This is a genomic window from Bradyrhizobium sp. CSS354 (assembly GCF_029051725.1).
Lineage (GTDB): Bacteria > Pseudomonadota > Alphaproteobacteria > Rhizobiales > Xanthobacteraceae > Bradyrhizobium.
Genome location: NZ_JAACFU010000006.1, coordinates 266,822 through 286,349, shown reverse-complemented (window position 1 = coordinate 286,349; position 19,528 = coordinate 266,822). Strand labels below are relative to the sequence as shown.

Annotated in this window: 18 protein-coding genes and 1 pseudogene; 4 read left to right on the top strand and 15 right to left on the bottom strand. The window is 64.6% G+C overall.

The features are described from left to right. Nucleotides 1–35: 35 nt before the first annotated feature. A complete protein-coding gene (locus GWG67_RS17020) occupies nucleotides 36–1,103 on the bottom strand; it encodes an alcohol dehydrogenase (protein ID WP_275170425.1) in 1,068 nt (355 codons plus the stop codon). Nucleotides 1,104–1,251: 148 nt separating this feature from the next. Continuing rightward, the gene (locus GWG67_RS17015) at nucleotides 1,252–2,448 is read right to left on the bottom strand and encodes a CaiB/BaiF CoA-transferase family protein (RefSeq protein WP_275170424.1); all 1,197 of its coding nucleotides are present in this window, start codon (nucleotides 2,446–2,448) and stop codon (nucleotides 1,252–1,254) included. Between the two features lie 194 nt (nucleotides 2,449–2,642). On the opposite strand from GWG67_RS17015, the gene glgA reads away from it, so the two are divergent. Then, on the top strand, nucleotides 2,643–4,058 hold the full coding sequence (glgA, locus tag GWG67_RS17010) for a glycogen synthase GlgA (RefSeq protein ID WP_275170423.1): 1,416 nt from the start codon (nucleotides 2,643–2,645) through the stop codon (nucleotides 4,056–4,058). 130 nt (nucleotides 4,059–4,188) lie between these two features. Here glgA and GWG67_RS17005 read toward each other — a convergent pair whose 3' ends face one another. From GWG67_RS17005 to GWG67_RS16995, 3 genes are all read right to left on the bottom strand, one after another. Further along, complete coding sequence (locus GWG67_RS17005; protein ID WP_275170422.1) at nucleotides 4,189–5,139, bottom strand: oxygenase MpaB family protein; 951 nt, start codon at nucleotides 5,137–5,139, stop codon at nucleotides 4,189–4,191. An 85-nt stretch (nucleotides 5,140–5,224) separates the two neighbouring features. Continuing rightward, on the bottom strand, nucleotides 5,225–6,367 hold the full coding sequence (locus tag GWG67_RS17000) for a patatin-like phospholipase family protein (protein ID WP_275170421.1): 1,143 nt from the start codon (nucleotides 6,365–6,367) through the stop codon (nucleotides 5,225–5,227). A gap of 70 nt (nucleotides 6,368–6,437) precedes the next feature. Then, nucleotides 6,438–7,253, bottom strand: coding sequence for a 3-hydroxybutyrate dehydrogenase (locus GWG67_RS16995; protein ID WP_275170680.1), 816 nt, complete (start codon nucleotides 7,251–7,253; stop codon nucleotides 6,438–6,440). Between the two features lie 112 nt (nucleotides 7,254–7,365). On the opposite strand from GWG67_RS16995, the gene GWG67_RS16990 reads away from it, so the two are divergent. Continuing rightward, nucleotides 7,366–8,253, top strand: coding sequence for a LysR family transcriptional regulator (locus tag GWG67_RS16990; protein WP_275170420.1), 888 nt, complete (start codon nucleotides 7,366–7,368; stop codon nucleotides 8,251–8,253). Between the two features lie 15 nt (nucleotides 8,254–8,268). Here GWG67_RS16990 and GWG67_RS16985 read toward each other — a convergent pair whose 3' ends face one another. Together GWG67_RS16985 and GWG67_RS16980 are read right to left on the bottom strand one after the other, a co-directional pair. Further along, the gene (locus tag GWG67_RS16985) at nucleotides 8,269–8,994 is read right to left on the bottom strand and encodes a peroxiredoxin-like family protein (RefSeq protein WP_275170419.1); all 726 of its coding nucleotides are present in this window, start codon (nucleotides 8,992–8,994) and stop codon (nucleotides 8,269–8,271) included. Nucleotides 8,995–9,074: 80 nt separating this feature from the next. Then, nucleotides 9,075–9,358 (bottom strand): annotated as a pseudogene (locus GWG67_RS16980) (hypothetical protein). Between the two features lie 242 nt (nucleotides 9,359–9,600). On the opposite strand from GWG67_RS16980, the gene GWG67_RS16975 reads away from it, so the two are divergent. Together GWG67_RS16975 and GWG67_RS16970 are read left to right on the top strand one after the other, a co-directional pair. After that, complete coding sequence (locus GWG67_RS16975; protein WP_275170417.1) at nucleotides 9,601–10,083, top strand: cupin domain-containing protein; 483 nt, start codon at nucleotides 9,601–9,603, stop codon at nucleotides 10,081–10,083. A gap of 100 nt (nucleotides 10,084–10,183) precedes the next feature. After that, nucleotides 10,184–11,386, top strand: coding sequence for an MFS transporter (locus tag GWG67_RS16970; protein ID WP_275170416.1), 1,203 nt, complete (start codon nucleotides 10,184–10,186; stop codon nucleotides 11,384–11,386). On the opposite strand, the gene ccoS is transcribed toward GWG67_RS16970, so the two are convergent. From ccoS to ccoN, 8 genes are all read right to left on the bottom strand, one after another. After that, nucleotides 11,383–11,550: a cbb3-type cytochrome oxidase assembly protein CcoS gene (ccoS, locus tag GWG67_RS16965; RefSeq protein WP_007594007.1), complete on the bottom strand. Its 168-nt coding sequence runs from the start codon at nucleotides 11,548–11,550 to the stop codon at nucleotides 11,383–11,385. The genes GWG67_RS16970 and ccoS overlap by 4 nt on opposite strands. Continuing rightward, entirely contained in the window at nucleotides 11,550–13,742 is a 2,193-nt protein-coding gene (locus tag GWG67_RS16960) for a cation-translocating P-type ATPase (RefSeq protein ID WP_275170415.1), read from the bottom strand. The genes ccoS and GWG67_RS16960 overlap by 1 nt, the downstream gene beginning before the upstream one ends. A gap of 10 nt (nucleotides 13,743–13,752) precedes the next feature. Beyond that, on the bottom strand, nucleotides 13,753–14,238 hold the full coding sequence (locus GWG67_RS16955; RefSeq protein ID WP_275170414.1) for a FixH family protein: 486 nt from the start codon (nucleotides 14,236–14,238) through the stop codon (nucleotides 13,753–13,755). A 15-nt stretch (nucleotides 14,239–14,253) separates the two neighbouring features. Beyond that, a complete protein-coding gene (ccoG, locus tag GWG67_RS16950; protein WP_275170413.1) occupies nucleotides 14,254–15,720 on the bottom strand; it encodes a cytochrome c oxidase accessory protein CcoG in 1,467 nt (488 codons plus the stop codon). Nucleotides 15,721–15,830: 110 nt separating this feature from the next. Continuing rightward, nucleotides 15,831–16,706, bottom strand: coding sequence for a cytochrome-c oxidase, cbb3-type subunit III (ccoP, locus tag GWG67_RS16945; RefSeq protein WP_275170412.1), 876 nt, complete (start codon nucleotides 16,704–16,706; stop codon nucleotides 15,831–15,833). A gap of 6 nt (nucleotides 16,707–16,712) precedes the next feature. Continuing rightward, the gene (locus tag GWG67_RS16940) at nucleotides 16,713–16,877 is read right to left on the bottom strand and encodes a CcoQ/FixQ family Cbb3-type cytochrome c oxidase assembly chaperone (RefSeq protein WP_015687703.1); all 165 of its coding nucleotides are present in this window, start codon (nucleotides 16,875–16,877) and stop codon (nucleotides 16,713–16,715) included. 13 nt (nucleotides 16,878–16,890) lie between these two features. Further along, nucleotides 16,891–17,625 (bottom strand): cytochrome-c oxidase, cbb3-type subunit II, encoded by a 735-nt coding sequence (gene ccoO, locus GWG67_RS16935; RefSeq protein ID WP_275170411.1) that lies wholly within the window; start codon nucleotides 17,623–17,625, stop codon nucleotides 16,891–16,893. Between the two features lie 10 nt (nucleotides 17,626–17,635). Further along, a complete protein-coding gene (ccoN, locus tag GWG67_RS16930) occupies nucleotides 17,636–19,285 on the bottom strand; it encodes a cytochrome-c oxidase, cbb3-type subunit I (protein ID WP_275170410.1) in 1,650 nt (549 codons plus the stop codon). Nucleotides 19,286–19,528 lie beyond the last annotated feature (243 nt).

Below are 19,528 nucleotides of genomic sequence, written 5' to 3'. Positions count from 1 at the left end.
TTCGCTCCTCGCAATGACGGAGGATGGAGCGTTGGTTACGGCGTCAGCACCGTGCGGCCGACCACCGCGCCCTGCTGCAACTGCACCAGCGCGTCGTTGGCCTTGGCGAGCGGCTGCCGCGTCACGGGAATCGGCGCTATGTTCTTCGCTCGCACGAGGTCGAGCAGCTCCTGCGTCTCGCGTAGATTGCCGACGTAGCTGCCCTGGATCGTCACCGCCTTGATCGGAATCAGCGGCAGCGCCCAGGTCGCCCCGCCGCCGAACAGGCCGACGATGACGAGCTTGCCGCCCTTGGTCAGGCAGTCGAAGCCGAGTTGCGTGGTGGCGGCGTTGCCGACGAGATCGAGCACGGCGCGGATGGGACCACCGGCTTTCTTCGCAAGCTGCTCCAGCGCGTCGGGCGCCTTGGGATCGACGGTCGCGAGCGCGCCGGCCTTCTCCGCAGCTTCGCGTTTCTTCGCGTCGATATCGACCATGATCGCGCCCTTGCCGCCCATCGCCTTCAGCAGCGACAGTGCCATCAGGCCGAGTCCGCCGGCGCCGAACATCACAATTGGCGTGTCGAAGTGCTGCTCGAGCTTCTTCAGCGCGCTGTAGGTCGTGACGCCCGAGCAGGCGTAGGGCGCAGCCGACGCGGGATCGAGGCCTCTAAGATTGAGCAGATAGCGCGGGTGCGGCACCAGCATGTGGTCGGAATAGCCACCGTCGCAATAGACGCCGAGCGAGCGTGGCGTCAGGCACATGTTCTCGTCGCCGCCGAGACAGGTCGCGCATTTGCCGCAACCGATCCAGGGATAGACCAGCCCGACATCGCCGATCTTCACATCGCCCTGGTCCGACGACTTCACGTCCGGGCCGAAGGCAAGGACCTCGCCGACGGTCTCGTGCCCCATGGTCAGCGGCAGGTTGATGCCGCGGTCCTTCAGCGACAGCGGCTTGCGACCGTGGCCGAGATCGTAGCCGCCTTCCCAGATGTGGAGGTCGCTGTGGCAGACGCCGGCGGCCTTGACCTTGATCAGCACCTGCGTGCCGGACGGCTGCGGCGTCGCCTCGTCGAACTCCTGCAGCGGTGCCTTGAAATCGGCGACCTTGAAACTTTTCATCGGTGTCCTCCCGGATACTTTTCTTGTCGCCGCCACCATCGCATGGGCGGCAGAACGAGACAAACTCGGACCTGTCTAGTTTAGGCCGACGAATGATGGCAAGCCGACCACACGCAAAGCCGCATTGCTTGCTGCACGAAGCTGTCCGTCAGCTTTGCGCGGCTGTTTTGCCTGACGGAATTGGTCCATCGTCGGGGAGCCCGATCTCCGCGCGCAGCCGGTCCGTGTGCTCGCCAAGCACGGCCATCGTCTTGCCCGGTGCCGTGTCGGCACCGGTCATCCGGAACGGCAGATTGAGGACCTGGAACGAGCCGCCTCCGTCTTCTACAGACGAGAGCGCCTCACGATGCGCGAGTTGCGGATCGGCCAGCGCCTCGGACACGGTGCGGTAGGCCGAAGCCGGCACGCCCGCCGCACCTAGCGCGACAAGACAGGCCTCGGTCGAGAGCTGCCGCGACCAGGCCTCGACACCGTCCATCAAGTCGGCCCAATGGTCGCGACGCGCGGCGTAGGTGGCGAAGCGCGGATCGGAGATCCATTCGGGGCGGCCGATCACCCCCATCAGTCCCTGAAACGTCTTCTCGCTGGCAACCGTGATCATGACATAACCGCTCGCGGTCTCAGTCGGCCCAAACATCGGGCGCGGCGGCGGCTTCACGGTGAACTGCGAGTTCTGCAACTCGATCACCGTCAGCGTCAGCATCGATTCGAGCATGGAAACGTCGATGTGCTGGCCGAGCCCGGTGACCGTTCGCTGGTAGAGCGCCGACGCGATCGCGCCGAACCCGTAGGTGCCGGTGACGACGTCGGCATGGTAGATGCCGCAATAATCCGGGCGGCTGCGGCCGGGCTGGTAGGCGAGATGCGCCATGTCGTACCCGGAGGCTGCATGGATCACCGGCGCATAGGCCGGCAGTTCGGCCGACGGGCCGCTCTGGCCGTAGCCGGAGATCGAGCAGTAGATCAGCTTCGGGTTGATGGCGCGCATTCTGTCGTAGTCGAGCCGCAGCCGGTGCATCACGCCGGGGCGGAAGTTCTCGACCAGGATGTCGGCGGTCGCGGCCAGCCGGCGGACCGCCTCCTTGCCGTCCTCGGACTTGAGGTCGAGCACGACGCTCTTCTTGCCGACATTGAGCTGGCCGAACACGGTGCTGCAGCCCTTGCGCAGCGGCGGCCGGGTCCGCATCGTCTCGCCGCCGTCGGTCTCGATCTTGATGACCTCGGCGCCCATGTCGGCGAGCATGCGCGCACAGTGGGGACCGGCGATGGTGGTCGAAAAATCCAGGACCCTGAGGCCGGCAAAGGCCTTTGTCGTCGTCCCCTCATGCTTATCTGATAGCTGCATGCCTGCTTGCGCCCTCGGGTCACTAGGAACTTATCGAAGTTCTCTGTTGTTGGTGCGCCGACCCTAGAGGGCGGCGCCTGAGTAGGAAAGTCTTTACCGAAGAGACACGTCTCACGGGCGGGCTTGGGAAATCCGGGGCAACTGGACCCTTTCTTGCATAGCAGCAATCGGGCTCCGGCAGAGGGCAGCAGTTCTTGAGGGTCTTGTTCGTTACAACGGAGATGGACGACTTTGTCCGCGTTGGCGGACTCGGAGCCGTTTCCGCTGCACTCCCCCGAGCCCTTCGTCCCTTCGCCGACATCCGGGTCATGCTGCCCGGCTATCGCGACATCATCGAACAACTCACGCATATTCAGATCGTTGGCCGCTGTCCGGCGTTCGCGGAGATGCCGGCCTGCTCGCTCGGCCGCGCCGCGACCAAGGACGGCCTGCCGGTCTATGTGCTGCTGTGCTCGCAACTTTACGACCGGCCCGGCAACCCCTATGGCGACGAGTCCGGGCGCGACTGGCCCGACAACGACATCCGTTTCGCGCGCTTTGCCTCGGCCGCCGCTGAGCTCGCGATGGGCACGCTGGACAAGGATTGGGCAGCAGACCTGATCCATGCCAATGACTGGCAGGCTTCGCTCGTGCCGGCCTACCTGGCCTGGCGCGGCTCCAAGCTGCCGTCGATCCTGACCATTCACAACCTCGCCTATCAGGGCCTCTTCCCGAAGGACTCGCTGCGGCGGATCGGCGCACCGGAGAGCTCCTTCCACATCGACGGCGTCGAGTTCTACGACCAGCTCTCCTTCCTCAAGGCCGGGCTGGTCTACGCCTCGCATCTCACCACCGTCAGCGGCACCTATGCGCGGGAGATCACCACGGATGAATTCGGCTGCGGGCTCGAAGGCCTGCTTCGAGTCCGCTCCGACGCGGCCGAGCTCACCGGCATCCTCAACGGCATCGACGAGAGCTGGGACCCCCGCTCCTGCGCTCAGCTTGCCCAGCAGTTCGGCGCCGGCGACTGGATCGGCAAGAAGGCCAACGCGGACTATGTTCGCAAGCAGTTCGGGCTTGCGGTGTCGCGCGGCCCGATGTTCGGCATCGTCGCCCGGCTGGTGCACCAGAAGGGTATCGACCTCGTGCTGGCGGCAGCCGACGAGATCGTCGATGCCGGCGGGCAGATCGTGGTCACCGGCTCCGGCGAGCCGGCGCTCGAACAGGCGCTGATCGACGCGCATCGCCGACGCCCTGACGCGATCGGGGTCGTGATCGGCTTCAACGACGCCCAGGCGCGCCGCATCTTCGCCGGCAGCGACTTCACATTGATGCCGTCGCGCTTCGAGCCCTGCGGGCTCAGCCAGATGTACGCCCAGCGCTTCGGCTCGCTGCCGATCGGCCATCAGACCGGCGGCCTCGCCGAGACCATTACCGACGGCGAAACCGGCTTCCTGTTCTCAAAACCTTCGCACGAATCCTTCCTCGGGGGCGTCCGCCGCGCGTTCTCCGCCTTCATGGCGCAGGACCAGCTCGACACCATGCGTCGCAGTGCGATGGGACGCTCGTTCTCCTGGAGCATCCCGGCCGGCAGCTACAACGCACTGTACCGGAAGTTGGCGGCGGTGTGAGAAGCGGGGTGTTTCCTCGTCATTGCGAGCGTAGCGAAGCAATCCAGACTGTTTCCATGGCAGCAGCCTGGATTGCTTCGTCGCAAGGGCTCCTCGCAATGACAGTGGTTTGTGGCAGCCGCGGAGGACTTCACCCCTTCCCGCGCTGATCCATTTGCGACCGTCCGATCCAGACTCTGTTGAGGCACCGTGTCATCCAGTCCGGCTGCGGCTCGCCGCGCAACCGCGCTTGCGCTTCCTGGTAGGGACCGACATAGCGCAACCGGTCTGGCAATTTGGGGTAGACGCGCCGTATCCATCGGAGCGCATTTTCGGCTGCCCTCTCATCGCGCTCATCAAGTTCGAACCGAAACCCAACACGCAGGCGTTCCGGCAGCAGGCTTGCCGTGAGCGCGCGATACCAGCGCGGCGGACGCAACCACGGGCGCGCGCCACCAAAGATCTGCGCGGCGATCTCGCGCGCGGCCGGGCTGGCGGTCAGCGTGTCTGACTGCGCCATCGCCGCCGTATAGGCCGCAAAGTCAGCCCAGTCCGCCGCCAGATCATCGCCGGTCAATCCGAACAACGCGCCGAACGTCCGACTCTCGGTCCAATAGCGTTCGCGATTCTCCGCCGAGAGCGGCGGCAAAACCAGATCATGCGCCATCAGCGCGGTCTCGACCAGCGTGGCATGAACCCAGCGCAGCGACGGGATGTCGTTGGCACAGTAGCGCGAGCCTGCCGCGAACGGACCGACAGTCTCCGGCATCTCGCCGACGATCATGCTGTGGCGCCGGTGCAATTGCCGCGACGACAACAGCGCGCGGTCAAGCGAGCCGAACACCATGGCAAAGACAATATCGAAGGTGCGATGGAAGCGGCCAATCGGATCAGCCAAGGTTTTCGAATGCTCGGCGATGGCGGCGGCGACCCAGGGATGCGCGAGTTGAAGGAGCAGCGCCCGCCCCGCGCCGAGGAAGATCACGGCCTCGCGGTCGATCTGCCAGGTCACCGTATCAGGACCGAACACGCCGGCAACCGGTCCCGCCATATCAGCACGGACGTGATCAAGCGCCAGTTCCAGATCGCTTCCCGACACCACTTACATGGCCTTTCAGCTGCGGACGAAGATCGACGATCCGCAAGGCCTGTGGCATTTCGATGATGGCGGACGATCGCTTGCGGCCCTACTCCGCCGCCATCGGCATCTCGTCCATATGCTCGTGCAGCACCACGCCGGCAAGCGGATCGAATTCGCCGATCCACGGTTTTCGCGCGAGCACCGACCTCGTGTGGGCATAGCCGGCATGCCAGCGCCGCGTGATCCCCGACGGGCTGAAGTCGATATCCTTGGTGTGGGTCTCGCGATCGAGTTGCGGCGCCAGCAGCCGCACGACATGCATACGGGTCGGACAGCCGTAGCTCATCAGCTCCCTCACCGCGGCATCGCCGCGCTCGCTCTCAGGCAGGCGTTCCGCAAGCTGGTTGATGACATGGCGCAGGCGATGGGCCTGCTGCTGGCGTTCGATCTGGCTCGCGATCCGACTCGAATACATCACATCCTTGTGCCGGTTCAGCACCTCCGCCATCGTGGTCGGCTCGGCGCCGACGGGATTCCACAGATGCACGGAGAAGATCAGCGAATTCTTGCGCGGATTGTCGTCGAACACCGCTTCCGTCGGCGTATTCGAGAGGATGCCTCCGTCCCAATAGAGTTCGCCATCGATCCGCACTGCCGGGAATGCCGGGGGCAATGCGCCCGAAGCCATGACATGCTTCACCGTCAGCTCACCGTCGCGGCTGTCGAAATAGCGCATCTGGCTGGTGCCGACATGCGCCGCACCCACCGTCAGCCGCGGCGCGCAGCGATTGGCCAGATCGAAATCGACCAGCTCGCGCAGCGTCTCCTCGAGAGGCCCAGTGGAATAGAATCCGGCGTGATCGGCGCCGAGCGGATAGGAATCGCCGGCATGCGCCAGCGGATTGGGCCGGAAGAACCCTGGAATGCCGTGGGTCACGGCCGACCAATAGGCAAGCTTCTCGTTGAAGCCGGGAAATGAGGTGGGCCACTCCCAGACCGGCTTCTGTTCCATCCGCTTCCAGAACTCCCTCAAGCGCGCGAGCCGGTGCTCCGGCGCATTACCCGCAATAAGACTGGCATTGATGGCACCGATCGAGGTGCCGATGATCCAGTCCGGCTCGATGCCGGCCTCGTGCAGCGCCTGGTAGACGCCCGCCTGGTAGGAGCCTAACGCACCGCCGCCTTGAAGCACGAGGACGACCTGCCCGGGCAGGTCCTTGCGCTGAATGTTATTCTGCGTGCCGTTCATGGTTCGCTCCTGATCAGCCTGCACTGCTCCGAGATTCGCTGCCGGCCGCGACTTGTTACGCCGGCTCATGTTAATGCGCGGTCCAGCCGCCGTCGACCGGCAGCGCGACGCCGGTGATCGAAACCGCCGCGTCAGTCGAGAGGAATACCGCGAGCGCGCCGAGCTCCTCGACCGTGGCAAAGCGCTTGTTGGGCTGTTGGGCCAGCAGCACGTCGCGGATCACCTGGTCGCGCGAGATTCCGTGCGCCTTGGCCTGCCCATCGATCTGCGCCTCGACCAGGGGCGTATAGACGTAGCCGGGACAGATCGCGTTGCAGGTAATGCCCTCTTCTGCCGTCTCCAGCGCGGTCACCTTGGTGAGCCCGACGATGCCGTGCTTGGCGGCGACGTAGGCCGCCTTGAACGGCGAGCCGACGAGACCATGAGCGGAAGCAATGTTGATAATCCGGCCGAACCCGTTCTGTCGCATTGCGGGCAGCGCGAGCCGCGTGGTGTGGAAGGCCGACGACAGATTGATCGCGAGGATCTGGTCCCATTTCTCGACCGGAAACTGCTCCAGCGGCGCAACGTGCTGGATACCGGCATTATTGATCAAGATATCCAGGCGGCCGGCCTGCGCAACCGTCGCCGCGATCATCTCGGCGATCGAATTCGGCCTGGTCATGTCGGCCGGCGAAAATCTTGCTTTGACGCCGAACTCCGCCGCGATCTGCTCGGGCGTCCTGTCGAGCTCGGCCGCCACACCAAGGCCGTTCAGCACGATGTCGGCGCCGGCCGCGGCAAGTGCCCGCGCGATACCGAGGCCGATGCCACTGGTTGAGCCCGTGACCAGCGCAACCTTGCCCGCGAGCGCCCGGGCGGCGGACGTCTGCGGCTTGACGGACATACTCACTGGCAAAATCCTCCGACATGACGACTGCCCGTGCGCTATTGCGGCCGGGATGTCATTCCCCGCCCCGATCGGCTAGATTCCGGCTGGTCTTGCCAGGAGCCGATCCATGGAAATGCACCAGGTCCGCTATTTCCTCGCGGTGGCGCAGCTCTTGAACTTCACGCGTGCCGCCGAGGACTGCAACGTGACGCAGCCTTCGCTGACCCGCGCGATCAAGCAGCTCGAGGCCGAGCTCGGCGGCGATCTGTTTCGCCGCGAACGGCCCGCAGCGCAATTGACCGAGCTTGGCCAGCGCATGCATCCGCTGCTGAAGCAGTGTTTTGATGCAGCCACCGGCGCACGCTCGCTGGCCTCCTCGTTCCGCAGCGGCGAAATCGGCGCGCTCCGCGTCGCCCTGACGCATTCAATTGATCTTTCGCTCCTCATCCCGCATCTCAACCAGATCAAACGGCAGTTCAACCGGCTCGAATTCCGCTTCCTGCGCGGCTCGAGTCGTGAAGTGGCCGACTTGCTGAAGAAGGGCGAGGCCGAGCTTGGAATTGCCGCTGACATCGACGAGGCCTGGGAGCGGCTCGATGTCTGGCCGCTGTTCACCGAAAGCTTCGAGCTCGTGGTCAGCGACGGACACCGCCTGGCCGGCCGCAGCAGCATCGAACTGGACGATTTGCGCGCAGAGCAGCTGTTGAGCCGGACGTTCTGCGAGCACTCCCGCAGCATCTCCGCAAGCCTGCGCGAGCACGGCATCGCGGTCGAACAGGGTCACGAGATCTCGAACGAGCGCGATTTGATCGAGCTGGTCGAGGCAGACATCGGCGTCGCCATGGTGCCGCACACCTCGCCCGTTCCGGAGACGCTGACGCGCGCTGCGGTCGCCGGGCTGGACGCCCGTCGCACCGTCAGCCTCTACGGGGTGGCCGGCCGACAGCGCACGGCAGTGGCCAATGCCGTGATGCGCATGCTGCGCGGTGCGGATTGGCGGGAGATTGCAGGCTAGCAGCCACGCTCGCTGCTAACCCTTTTTGGCCTCCCTGCTCGCGCCTTCCAGCGCTTCAAGCAGATCATCGATCTCCATTCGCTTGCGGAAATCCGGATCGACGAAGCGCGCTTTCACGAGACCGTCGCGACCGACGACAAACACGGCCGGGATCGGCAGCATCCAGCCATCATTGCCGTGGAATTTCGCCATGTCCTGGTAGGACAACAGGCTCTGGATCTCGGCACCGAGCCAGATCGCGAGATTGAGCGACAACGCATAGCCGTTGTCGAGGTCGGTCAGGATCGGAAATGGCGCATCAGATTCCGCTTTGAGCTGCTGGGTGTATTCCTGCGTCTCCGGCATGACCGCGACGATGCGCGCGCCCATGGACTCGATGCGATCCAGCGCCTGGACCACCGCACGGACATTGAGCCGACAATAAGGGCACCAATGGCCGCGGAAAAACATCACGGCGACAGGGCCGCTCTCCAACAATGAGGACAGCGCGACGAGACGCCCGCTCTCGTCCGGCAACATGAACGGCGGCATCGCCTCGCCCGGGCGCGGCGCGGTCTCGCCGCCGCCGTTTCCATTCAATCTGATCACCAGATGATCGACGGCCTCGCCATAGGCCGGGAACACGTCGCGGCTGGCGTCGGCATAGGCGCGGAGCTGCTCGTTCAGCGTGCCATCCATGTCACGGCAGCGCTGGAAGGCGAGTTTGAGCCGCTCGGCATCGGCCGACGAGAGAGAGGTCATCTTGCGCTCCAGCGTTCAGAGGACGAATATTAGGTGCCCGATCCGGCCGCCCGCAAGGGGCGGACGTCATGCGCGCGCGATCAGTTCACGTAGAAATTGCCGGTCGGATCCAGCCGCCCGAGGTGGAATACAGCGATCCGTTGTCCATGAAGAAGACGGTGTTGTCGGGGACCTTCTTGGCGCCCTTCATCATGGCCTCGTGGTTCTTCTCCGCCGGCGCCATGGCCATCGCCGACATCTTGCCGGGTCCGCCATACATGTAGGCCATGCCGGCCTTGAAGTCCCATGTCGCCCCCGAGAAGGCCGATGTGGCGATGACCGCGAACGCAGCCGTGGCAATCAAAGTCTTGGACAATTTCGTCATGAGAGGCTCCTCCGGATTGGCGTGAACGCCCGCCAATTGGGCGCCCTGCCATCCAACGCCAATCGCGCGGGAAGCGGAAATGCCGATCCCCAATCGGTTCGATAGCGAGCGCGTATCGGGGCCGATAGCGCCGGTCTATCGCAGCGAGAGCGAAAGAGCATTTCAGAACGAGCGCCCTCTCGACGAAAGTCCCGACACAGCCGGCGACCGTTGCGGTTGCGGCCAACACAGGAGACGTCCCGATGTTCAAGCATCACACATTGTCGCGCGCGGTCTGGCCCGGCCTTGCCATCCTCGGCGTATTGACACTCTCGGCACAGCCAGTCTTCGCCGGCGAATGCCCGGCCGACAAGATCAAGCCAAACGCGCACCAGATGGTCGATTACAAGCCGGTCGGCGTCACCGACGTCACGCTCGGCGCCATCGACCTCGGCAAGCAGCCGGCACACATTGAAGGCCGCGAGCTGCGCTTCCGCAAGCTCACCATCGAGCCCGGCGGCATCGTGCCCTGGCACAGCCATGACGACCGCCCTGCTTTGATCTTCGTGCAGCAAGGCGAGATCGTCGAACACGCTTCCAACTGTGTCGATCCGATCGTGCACAAGGCCGGCGACATCCGCCCGGAGGTATCCGGCACCTCGCATTGGTGGAAGAACCTCGGCAACGAAACGGTCATCCTCTACGTCGGCGACGTCCGCAAGGACCCGCGCGACCACAACATGTAACGGGCGCCCCGGCCCCAGCCTGATCGTTGCCGATGTGGCACCCGGATCCTCATGCCGCCAGCATGCCGGGCGCCACATCTTTCACAGGAGACGCGACGCCATGACCGATCTTTCCGCGCCGATCAAGCCGAGCGCGATGGCAACGGATGAGCATTCCGCGCGACCCATACTCCGCACGCTCGTCATTGGATTGATCGCATTCCTGACCGTCGTCGATCTCTTCGCGACACAGGCAATCCTGCCCTCGCTGACGCGCCACTACGGCGTCACGCCAGCGGCGATGAGCTTGGCCGTCAACGCCAGCACGTTCGGCATGGCCGTCGCAGGTCTCGTCGTCGGCTTTCTCAGCCCGCACATCGACAGGCGGACCGGCATCCTGCTCAGCCTGACCCTGCTCGCGATTCCGACGAGCCTGCTGGCGACTGCGCCCAATCTTGCCGTCTTCACGGGCCTGCGGGTGGCACAGGGCCTCTGCATGGCATCCGCCTTCGCGTTGACGTTGGCTCATCTCGGCGAGCAATGCAGCGCAACGGATTCCGGCGGCGCCTTTGCCGCTTACATCACGGGAAACGTCGCCAGTAATCTCGTGGGCCGTCTGGTCTCGGCCGCGATCGCCGATAGCCTTGGCCTGGCATGGAATTTCTACTTCTTCGCAGCCCTCAATCTGGCCGGCGCCGCATTGGTCTATTTCACCATTGCGCGCGTACAGCCGATGCGTGCAACGACGCCGACGGCATCAGCGTTTGCCGCGACGATCGCGCAGTGGCGGGATCCACGGCTGCGAGCCGCCTATGGCATCGGCTTCTGCATCCTGTTCGCATTCATCGGCACCTTCACATTCGTCAATTTCGTTCTGGTTCGACCACCGCTGTCGCTGGGCATGATGGACCTCGGCCTCGTTTACTTCGTCTTCCTGCCGTCGGTGGTCACGACGCTGCTGGCGGGCAGAGTGGCATCGCGCCTCGGAACGCGTCCGACGATCTGGGGCTCGCTGGCCATCGCCGGGATCGGCCTGCCGTTGATGCTGGCCGCACACCTCGGCGCGGTCCTCGCCGGGATGGTTCTGGTCGGCATCGGCACCTTTTCCGCGCAAGCCGCTGCGACAGGATTCGTAGGACAGGCTGCGGGTGAAAACCGTGGCATCGCCAGCGGCACCTATCTCGCCTGCTATTTCTGCGGCGGGCTCATCGGCACCGCCGTCCTCGGCCGGCTGTTCGACGCGTATGGATGGCATGTCTGCGTGGCCGGGGTGGGTCTGGCGCTCGCGGTCGCGGCCCTGCTGACGCTCGCCTTGAAGCGCTAGCGCTTGGCCGGTGCCTCCTGCGGCGGCTCGTCGTCGGCGATGGCGCGCCAGGCGGCGCCGTCAAGATCGTCGTACTGGCCGCTCCGGAGCGACCAGAGGAAGGCGGCGAGACCGGCGAGACCGAGCATCAGCGCCAGCGGCACCAGGATGACCAGGATTTCCATCACACGATCTCCCGCGAGGCGCCGCGCGCACGCAGCGAATTCAGCATCACCAGAATCGACGATCCGCTCATGGCGGCAGCCGCGATCAGGGGTGTCACGACGCCGCTGATCGCGACCGGCACTGCGAGGACATTGTAGCCGATCGCAAGCCAGAGATTTTGCCGCATCAAGCGCAACGCCTTGCGTGAAGCGTCGATGGCGGCGACGACCGGGGCCAGCGGCCGGCCGAGGAAGACGAGATCGGCGGTCGCCTGGCTCAGATGCGCGGCCGAGATCGGCGACATCGAGACGTGGGCCGCCGCCAGCGACGGCGCATCGTTCATGCCGTCGCCGACCATCAGGACCTTCATGCCCCGCTGCTTCAAGACCTCGATCCGCGCGATCTTGTCGGCCGGCGTCACCCCGGCCCGCCATTCGGAGATGCTCAGCGCATGGGCCGCGGCGATCACCGCCGGTTCACGGTCGCCGGAGAGAATCTCGATGCCGATATTGCGCGCCTTGAGCGCCGCGATCACAGCCTGCGCATCGGGACGGAGGCCCTGGCGCACAGAGAGGATGAATCTTTCGCTGCCCTTGCTGAAAGCCACGACGGAAGCTTCGGGATCGAGATTTGTCACGTCGGAAACCAGCGTCTCGGCGCCGCAGAAGGACGGACGGCCGAGGCGAATCTCGATGCCATCGACCACAGCGCGCACGCCCTGGCCGGCCTCCTCGATCGCGCCGACGATCGGCGATGTGGCGTCGGAGGCCTGCGCGACCGCGGCGGCGACCGGATGATGGCTCGACAGCGCGAGCCGCCCGGCAAGCTCGAAGACATCAGCAGGGATATCGGCCGCATTCATCACTTCGAGATCGGGCAGCGTCAGCGTGCCGGTCTTGTCGAAGATGACGTGATCAGCTTCCGCGAGACGCTCGATGGCATCGCCGGAATTCAGCAGGACACCCGCCTTGAACATCGCGCCCGAGGCCACCGTCTGCACCGTCGGGATGGCGAGCCCGAGCGCGCAGGGACAGGTGATGATCAGCACCGCGACGCCGGTCACGATCGCATCATGCCAGCCGGCGCCCGCAATGACCCAGCCGAGGATAGTGATGAGCGCGGTGGCATGCACCACGGGCGCATAGAGTCGCGAGGCGCGGTCTGCGAGCCGCATGTAGCGCGAGCGCGCCTGCAGCGCATTGTCGAGCAGCCGCGTGATCTCGGCGAGCAGCGTCGCCTCGGAGGCCGCCGAGACCCGCACCCGCAAGCTGCCCGAGATGTTCATCGATCCCGCATAGACCGGCGTGCCCTGCTCGGCCGTGACATAGAGCGTCTCGCCGGTGATCAGGCTCTGGTCGATCTCGGAACGGCCCTCGATCACGGTGCCGTCGACCGCGCAGCGCTCGCCGGGTCGCAGCAGGACGATGTCGCCGGGATAGATCGCGGCCACCGGCACTTGAGATATCTCGCCAGGCCCGACGAACTTCGCCGCGGTCTCCGCCTTGAGCGCGGCGAGATTGCCCGCGACCGCGCGGGTCCGCCGCCGCATGTTCTGGTCGAGGAAGCGGCCGACCAGGAGGAAAGTGAGCAGCATGATCGCCGCGTCGAAATAGGCGTGCTCGGCGTGGTTGATGGTCTCGACCACGGACATGCCCAGCGCCAGCGTCACGCCGATCGAGATCGGCACGTCCATGTTGGTGGTCCTGGCCGACAGCGCGCGCCAGGCCGAGCGGAAGAACGGCTGGCCGGCATAGGCCGCCGCCGGCAGCGCGATCAGCGCCGACAGCCAGTGGAAGAAATCGCGCTGCTCCGGCAGCATGTCCGAGACGTTGCCGGACCACACCGGGATCGACAGCATCATCACGTTCATGGTGGCGAATGCGGCGATGCCGAGGCAGCGCAGCAGGAAGCGCGATTCGGCGACCTCGGTCGCTTCCGCGCTCTCGGTCTCGTAAGGATAGGCTTTGTAGCCGAGCTCTTCGAGGCGATCGATGAAGCGGGCCGGATCGAGCGTGCCCGCCTTCCATTCCAGCGCAACGCGCCGGTCGGTGAGGTTCACGCGGGCCAGCGTGACGTCCGGAATCGCGGACAGACCGCGCTCGATCTTGGCCATGCAGCCGGCACAGTGAACGCCCTCGACCGCGAGGTCGATGTGCTGGACGCCCTCGCCCGCAGTCCGGACGTAATGCGAAAAATCCCGCGAGACGTGCATGGCAAATCCTTCAGTTCAGGATCACGCGGTTGCGCGACATGAACACGCGCGTTCCCCGCGCCTCGCCCTCGATCACCAGGTCCCACTGGCCCGGCGCGACCGATGCGGCATTGCCGCGATAGAGGCCGATGCCGATCTCCGAGAGCTCGACGGCGAGATCGGCGCGCTTGTCGGTCGGCCGCTCCAGGCGGCCGCCGAATTTCAGTCCCGCGATCGGTTGGCCGCTCGCGTCGCGCGCCTCGACCTGAAGCACGGCGCCGCCATCCGTGCGGCGCTCGACATGGGCGTTGACCTTCCATTTGCGCGCGGCCTGGTCCTGCGCCGCCGAAATTTCGCGATCATAGGTGAGCCCAGCGGCATAGGGGCTGTCGGCGTCCGTCCCGGGCAGCGTCGCGATCGCGAGCTTCATCATGGTCACGTTGACGCCGATCACGACGCCGAAGAAGGCGACCAGCATCAGAAACACCTTGGTTCCGGTCAGCGGCTTGGTTGCCATGGCGAACTCCTGATCCTAGGGCGCGACGAAATTGTCGGTGGCGCTGGCGGCTTCGCCGAGGCCGATATCGGTGACGTGAAAGCGAATCGGGATCGACTTTTCCGGATTGCCCTCCACCGGCGCGGTCACGAGCACCCGCAGCTCGCTGGTGGAGTCGCGCGGAACCACGATCATCGGCCGGTCCTGCGTCACTGAATCGATCCCAATGACATGGATCGTAGCATTCACCGGACCGGTAGCGTCGATCGCAATGACGCGGTCGTAACCGCTCTTGTTGAGCAGACGCACCGTGTAGGCGTTGCGGATCGAGCCGTCGCTGAGCCTGACCGCGACCGGGTTGCGGTCGTGCAGCACGTTGACGTCGAGCAGGCTGCGGGTCGCCAGCGTATAGACCATGATGCCGCCGACGGCCGCGATGATCGCGCTGTAGGCGACGGTGCGAGCCCGGACGATACGGTAGATCGGCGCCTTGCCTTCCTGGCGGCGCTGGATGTTGACGTCGTTGTCATAGCCGATCAGCCGCTTCGGCCGGCCGATCTTCGTCATCACGTTGTCGCAGGCGTCGATGCAGAGCCCGCATTGGATGCATTCGAGCTGCGGTCCATTGCGGATGTCGATGCCGGTCGGGCACACGGCAACGCATTGATAGCAGTCGACGCAATCGCCGACTTGCTCGCCGAGCGCGCGCAGCTCGGCCGCCTTCTTCACCGACGTACGCTTCTCGCCCCGATCGTAACGATAGGTGACGTTGAGCGCCCATTCGTCGGTGAGCGCGGCCTGGATCCGCGGCCACGGGCACATATAGGTGCAGACCTGCTCGCGCATGAAGCCGGCGAGCACATAGGTCGTAGCAGTCAGGATGCCGATCCAGATATAGGCGATCATCGGCGCCTGGAAGGTGACGAGTTCCCTAACCAGCGTCGGTGCGTCGTTGAAATAGAGCACCCAGGCGCCGCCGGTCCACCACCCGATCAGCAGCCAGATCGAATGCTTGAGCACGATCTCAGAGATACGCTCCAGCTTCATCGGATCCGACGATTTGTCCTTCTTCATCCGCTCGCGCCGGTCGCCCTCGATCAGACGCTCGACCGCATAGAACAGGTCGGTCCACACTGTCTGCGGACAGAGATAGCCGCACCAGATGCGGCCGCCGACCGAGTTCATCAGGAACAGCGCCACCGCGGCGACGATCAGCAGGCCGGTGAAGTAGTAGACTTCCTGCGGCCACAGCTCGATGAAGAAGAAATAGAAGCGGCTGTTGGGAAGATCGATCAGCACCGCCTGGCTCGGGGCACCGAGGCCGCGGTTCCAGCGCACGAACGGCAGGAAGTAGTAAACCCCGAGGCAGAACGCCATCAGGCCCCATTTGATCCGGCGGAAGGTGCCGGAGATGCTCTGGGGATAGACTTTCTTCTGGGCCACATAGAGCGGCCCGTTGTCATCGTCTAATGGGAGGGCTTTTGGGTTCACGGGCCTGTTCATCGCCTGCAGCTTTTCGAGAGGTGCGATTGAACCTAAACCCGACGCCGCCGCGTCAGTTGATCCAGCGCAAGCGGGGGCACTTTTGTTCGCCCCCGTTTGCTGCCGGTTGGCTATTTTCCGCCGCCCAGCGAGTGGACGTAAACTGCCATCGCCTTGATGGTGGCGGGATCGAGCCGTCCCTCCCAGGCCGGCATCACGCCAGCGCGGCCCTGGCTGATGGTCTCGATCAGCGACGCCTCGTCCGAACCATAGAGCCAGATCTTGTCGGTCAGGTTGGGGGCGCCCATCTCCGGGTTGCCCTTGCCGCCGTCGCCATGGCAGGCGACGCAATTCTCCGCGAAGATCTTCTCGCCCTTGGCCGCGTCATAGCCCTTGCGGGTCGGAAGGCCCGACAATGCACGGACATAGTTGGCGGCCGTGACGATCTCGTCCGGCTTCAGCACGCCGTCCTTGCCGAATGCGAGCATCTGGCCTTCATGCGTCTTGGCGTGCCCGGAACGTGCGCCGAACTGGATGGTCTGCATGATCTGGTCGAGCGATCCGCCCCACAGCCAGTCGTCGTCGTTCAGGTTCGGATAGCCCTTGGCACCGGCGCCGCCTGAGCCGTGACATGGCGCGCAATTGTCGCCGAACACGGTCTTGCCCTTGGCGCGCGCGAGCGCCAGCAGCGCCGGGTCCTTCTCGATGTCGGCGAGCGAGGCCGCGCCCAGCGCAACCATCTTGGCTCCGCGGATCTTCTCGAGGTTGGCGAGCTCGACCGCGACGTCGGCGCGCGTCGAGTAGCCGAACAGGCCCGTGGTATTGCCCGAGATCAGCGGCCAGGCCGGATACACGATCCAGTAGCCGATCGCCCAGACGATGGTGAGGTAGAACGTGATTACCCACCAGCGCGGCAGCGGCGTGTTGAGCTCCTTGATGCCGTCCCACTCGTGTCCGGTCGTGGTCCTCCCGGAGACGGGATCGATGTCGCTATGATGATCGGTCATGATCTCTTACTCCTCCCGCAACGGCAGGTGTGCCGCTTCGTCGAAAGCTGCCTTGTTACGGGGCCAGAATGCGTAGGCGATGATCGCGAGAAAGATCGCGACGAACACCGGCGTCCAGATCGTGGTCACGAGACCGGACGCGAGATTGTCGAGTGTCAGGATGGCTTTCATCGTGGGGGCCTTCTCAGCGAAGATTGGCTTTCTCGTTGTAGATCTTGAAGTCGACCAGCGTGCCGAGCATCTGGAGATAGGCGATCAGCGCGTCCATCTCGGTCGGCGTGCCGGTCTTGCCGTCGAAGTTGCGCACCACGGCCTTGGCGTAGCGCTTGGTGAAAGCGTCGGAGCCGGCATTGTCAGGATCGGCCTGGGCCTTCATGTCATCGCCCGCGTTGGCGATCTGGTCGTCGGTGTAGGGCGTGCCGACGGTCCGCAGCGTGCGCATGTGGTCGGCGATCGTGTCCGGATCGACCTCGGTCTTGCTGAGGAACGGATAGCCGGGCATCACCGACTGCGGCACGATTGCGCGCGGGTTGGTCAGATGGGTGACGTGCCAGTCGTCGGAATATTTGGCGCCGACGCGGGCAAGATCGGGACCGGTGCGCTTCGAGCCCCACTGGAACGGATGGTCGTACATGCTCTCGGCGGCCAGCGAGAAATGACCGTAGCGCTCGACCTCGTCGCGCAAGGGGCGGATCATCTGCGAATGGCAGAGATAGCAGCCTTCGCGGATGTAGACGTTGCGCCCGGCGAGCTCCAGCGGCGTATACGGCCTGATCCCGTCGACCGCCTCGATCGTGCTCTTGAGGTAGAACAGCGGGGTGATCTCGACGAGACCGCCGATGGCGATCACCAGCAGGATGCCGACGATCAGGATGATCGAGTTCTTTTCGAAGATTTGGTGGCGTGTCCAGAACGACATGGAAAACTCCTCATTCCGCCGGCTGAAGAGCGACGGGCATCTGGACTTCCTGTTCGCCGACGCGAACCGTCATCCAGAGATTATAGGCCATGATCAGCGCGCCGATCAGGAACAGCCCGCCGCCGGCAGCGCGGATGATGTAGAAGGGATGCATCGCCTCGACGGTCTCGATGAAGGAATATTCGAGGAAGCCGAGCGAGGTGTAGGCGCGCCACATCAGGCCCTGGAGGATGCCGGACACCCACATCGCCGAGATGTAGAGGACGATGCCGAGCGTCGCGATCCAGAAGTGCCAGTTGACGAGCTTGAGGCTGTAGAGGCCCTTGCGATTCCAGATCCAGGGTACCAGGCAGTAGAGCGCGCCAAAGGAGACGAAACCGACCCAGCCGAGCGCGCCGGAGTGCACGTGGCCGATGGTCCAGTCGGTGTAGTGGCTAAGCGAGTTGACCACCTTGATCGACATCATCGGGCCTTCGAAGGTCGACATGCCGTAGAATGCGACGGAGACGACGAGCATGCGCAGCACGGGATCGGTGCGCAGCTTGTCCCAGGCGCCCGACAGCGTCATCAGGCCGTTGATCATGCCGCCCCAGGACGGCATCCACAGCATGATCGAGAAGGTCATGCCGAGCGTCTGGGTCCAGTCCGGCAGCGCCGTGTAGTGCAGATGGTGCGGGCCGGCCCAGATGTAGAGGAAGATCAGCGCCCAGAAGTGGATGATCGAGAGGCGGTAGGAGTAGATCGGCCGCTCGGCGCGCTTCGGAATGAAGTAGTACATGATGGCGAGGAAGCCGGCAGTGAGGAAGAAGCCGACCGCGTTGTGGCCATACCACCACTGGAACATGGCGTCCTGGATGCCGCCCCAGGCGATGTAGGACTTCGAGCCGAACACCGAAACCGGCAGCGCCGGGTTGTTGCCGAGATGCAGAACCGCAATCGTCACGATGAAGGCGAGATAGAACCAGTTCGCGACGAAGATGTGCGGCTCCTTGCGCTTGATGATCGTGGCAAGGAAGACCAGCAGATAGGTGACCCAGACGATGGTCAGCCACAGGTCGGAGTACCATTCCGGCTCGGCATATTCCTTCGACTGGGTGACGCCGAGCAGATAGCCGGTGCCGGCGATCAGGATGAAGAAGTTGTAGCCGACGACGACGAACCAGGGCGCGAGATCGCCGGCAAGGCGAACGCGGCAGCTCTTCTGGACGACGTAGAAGGAGGTCGCGATCAGGACGTTGCCGCCGAAGGCGAAAATCACCGCGGACGTGTGCAGCGGACGCAGGCGGCCAAAGCTGGTCCAGGGCAGATCGAAGTTCAGCGCCGGCCACGCCAGTTGCGAGGCGATGATGAGGCCGACGAGAAAGCCGGCAATGCCCCAGAACATCGCCATGACGGAGGAGAACTTGATCGGCCCCATGTTGTAATTGGGCCGGCCATTGATCTCCGCAGGCGGCAGCGCCGCCGGCCGGTCGAGGTAGCGATTGATGATGCAGAAGACCGCGGCCAGGCTCGCCGCCGCGCTCAGCGCGGCGTGGAAGGCAAAAGGCGCATCGAGCGCCTTGGCCGAGGCAATCACGCAGAGGAAGGCGGTGACCGCGAACACGACAGCCAGGCCGCTTTCACCTGACGTCATGGACTTGGAGATGGAGGGCTGGCTCATGCGGATTCTCTCTGAAAGAACACAGGGCCAGAAACCACATTCACCCTCGCGGGGAATTGATTGAAATCAAGCTATGTGGATTTCTGTTAATGTGGGTCATGCGGCGCCAGTTGCAGTGCCCTCTCCCCTTGCGGGAGAGGGCAGCGAGGAGGGCGCGGCAATCTCATTTGGGTGAGGGGTTGGCGCCGCATCAAAAGTTTTTCCGCGGATAGAACCCCTCATCCGGCGCTTCGCGCCACCTTC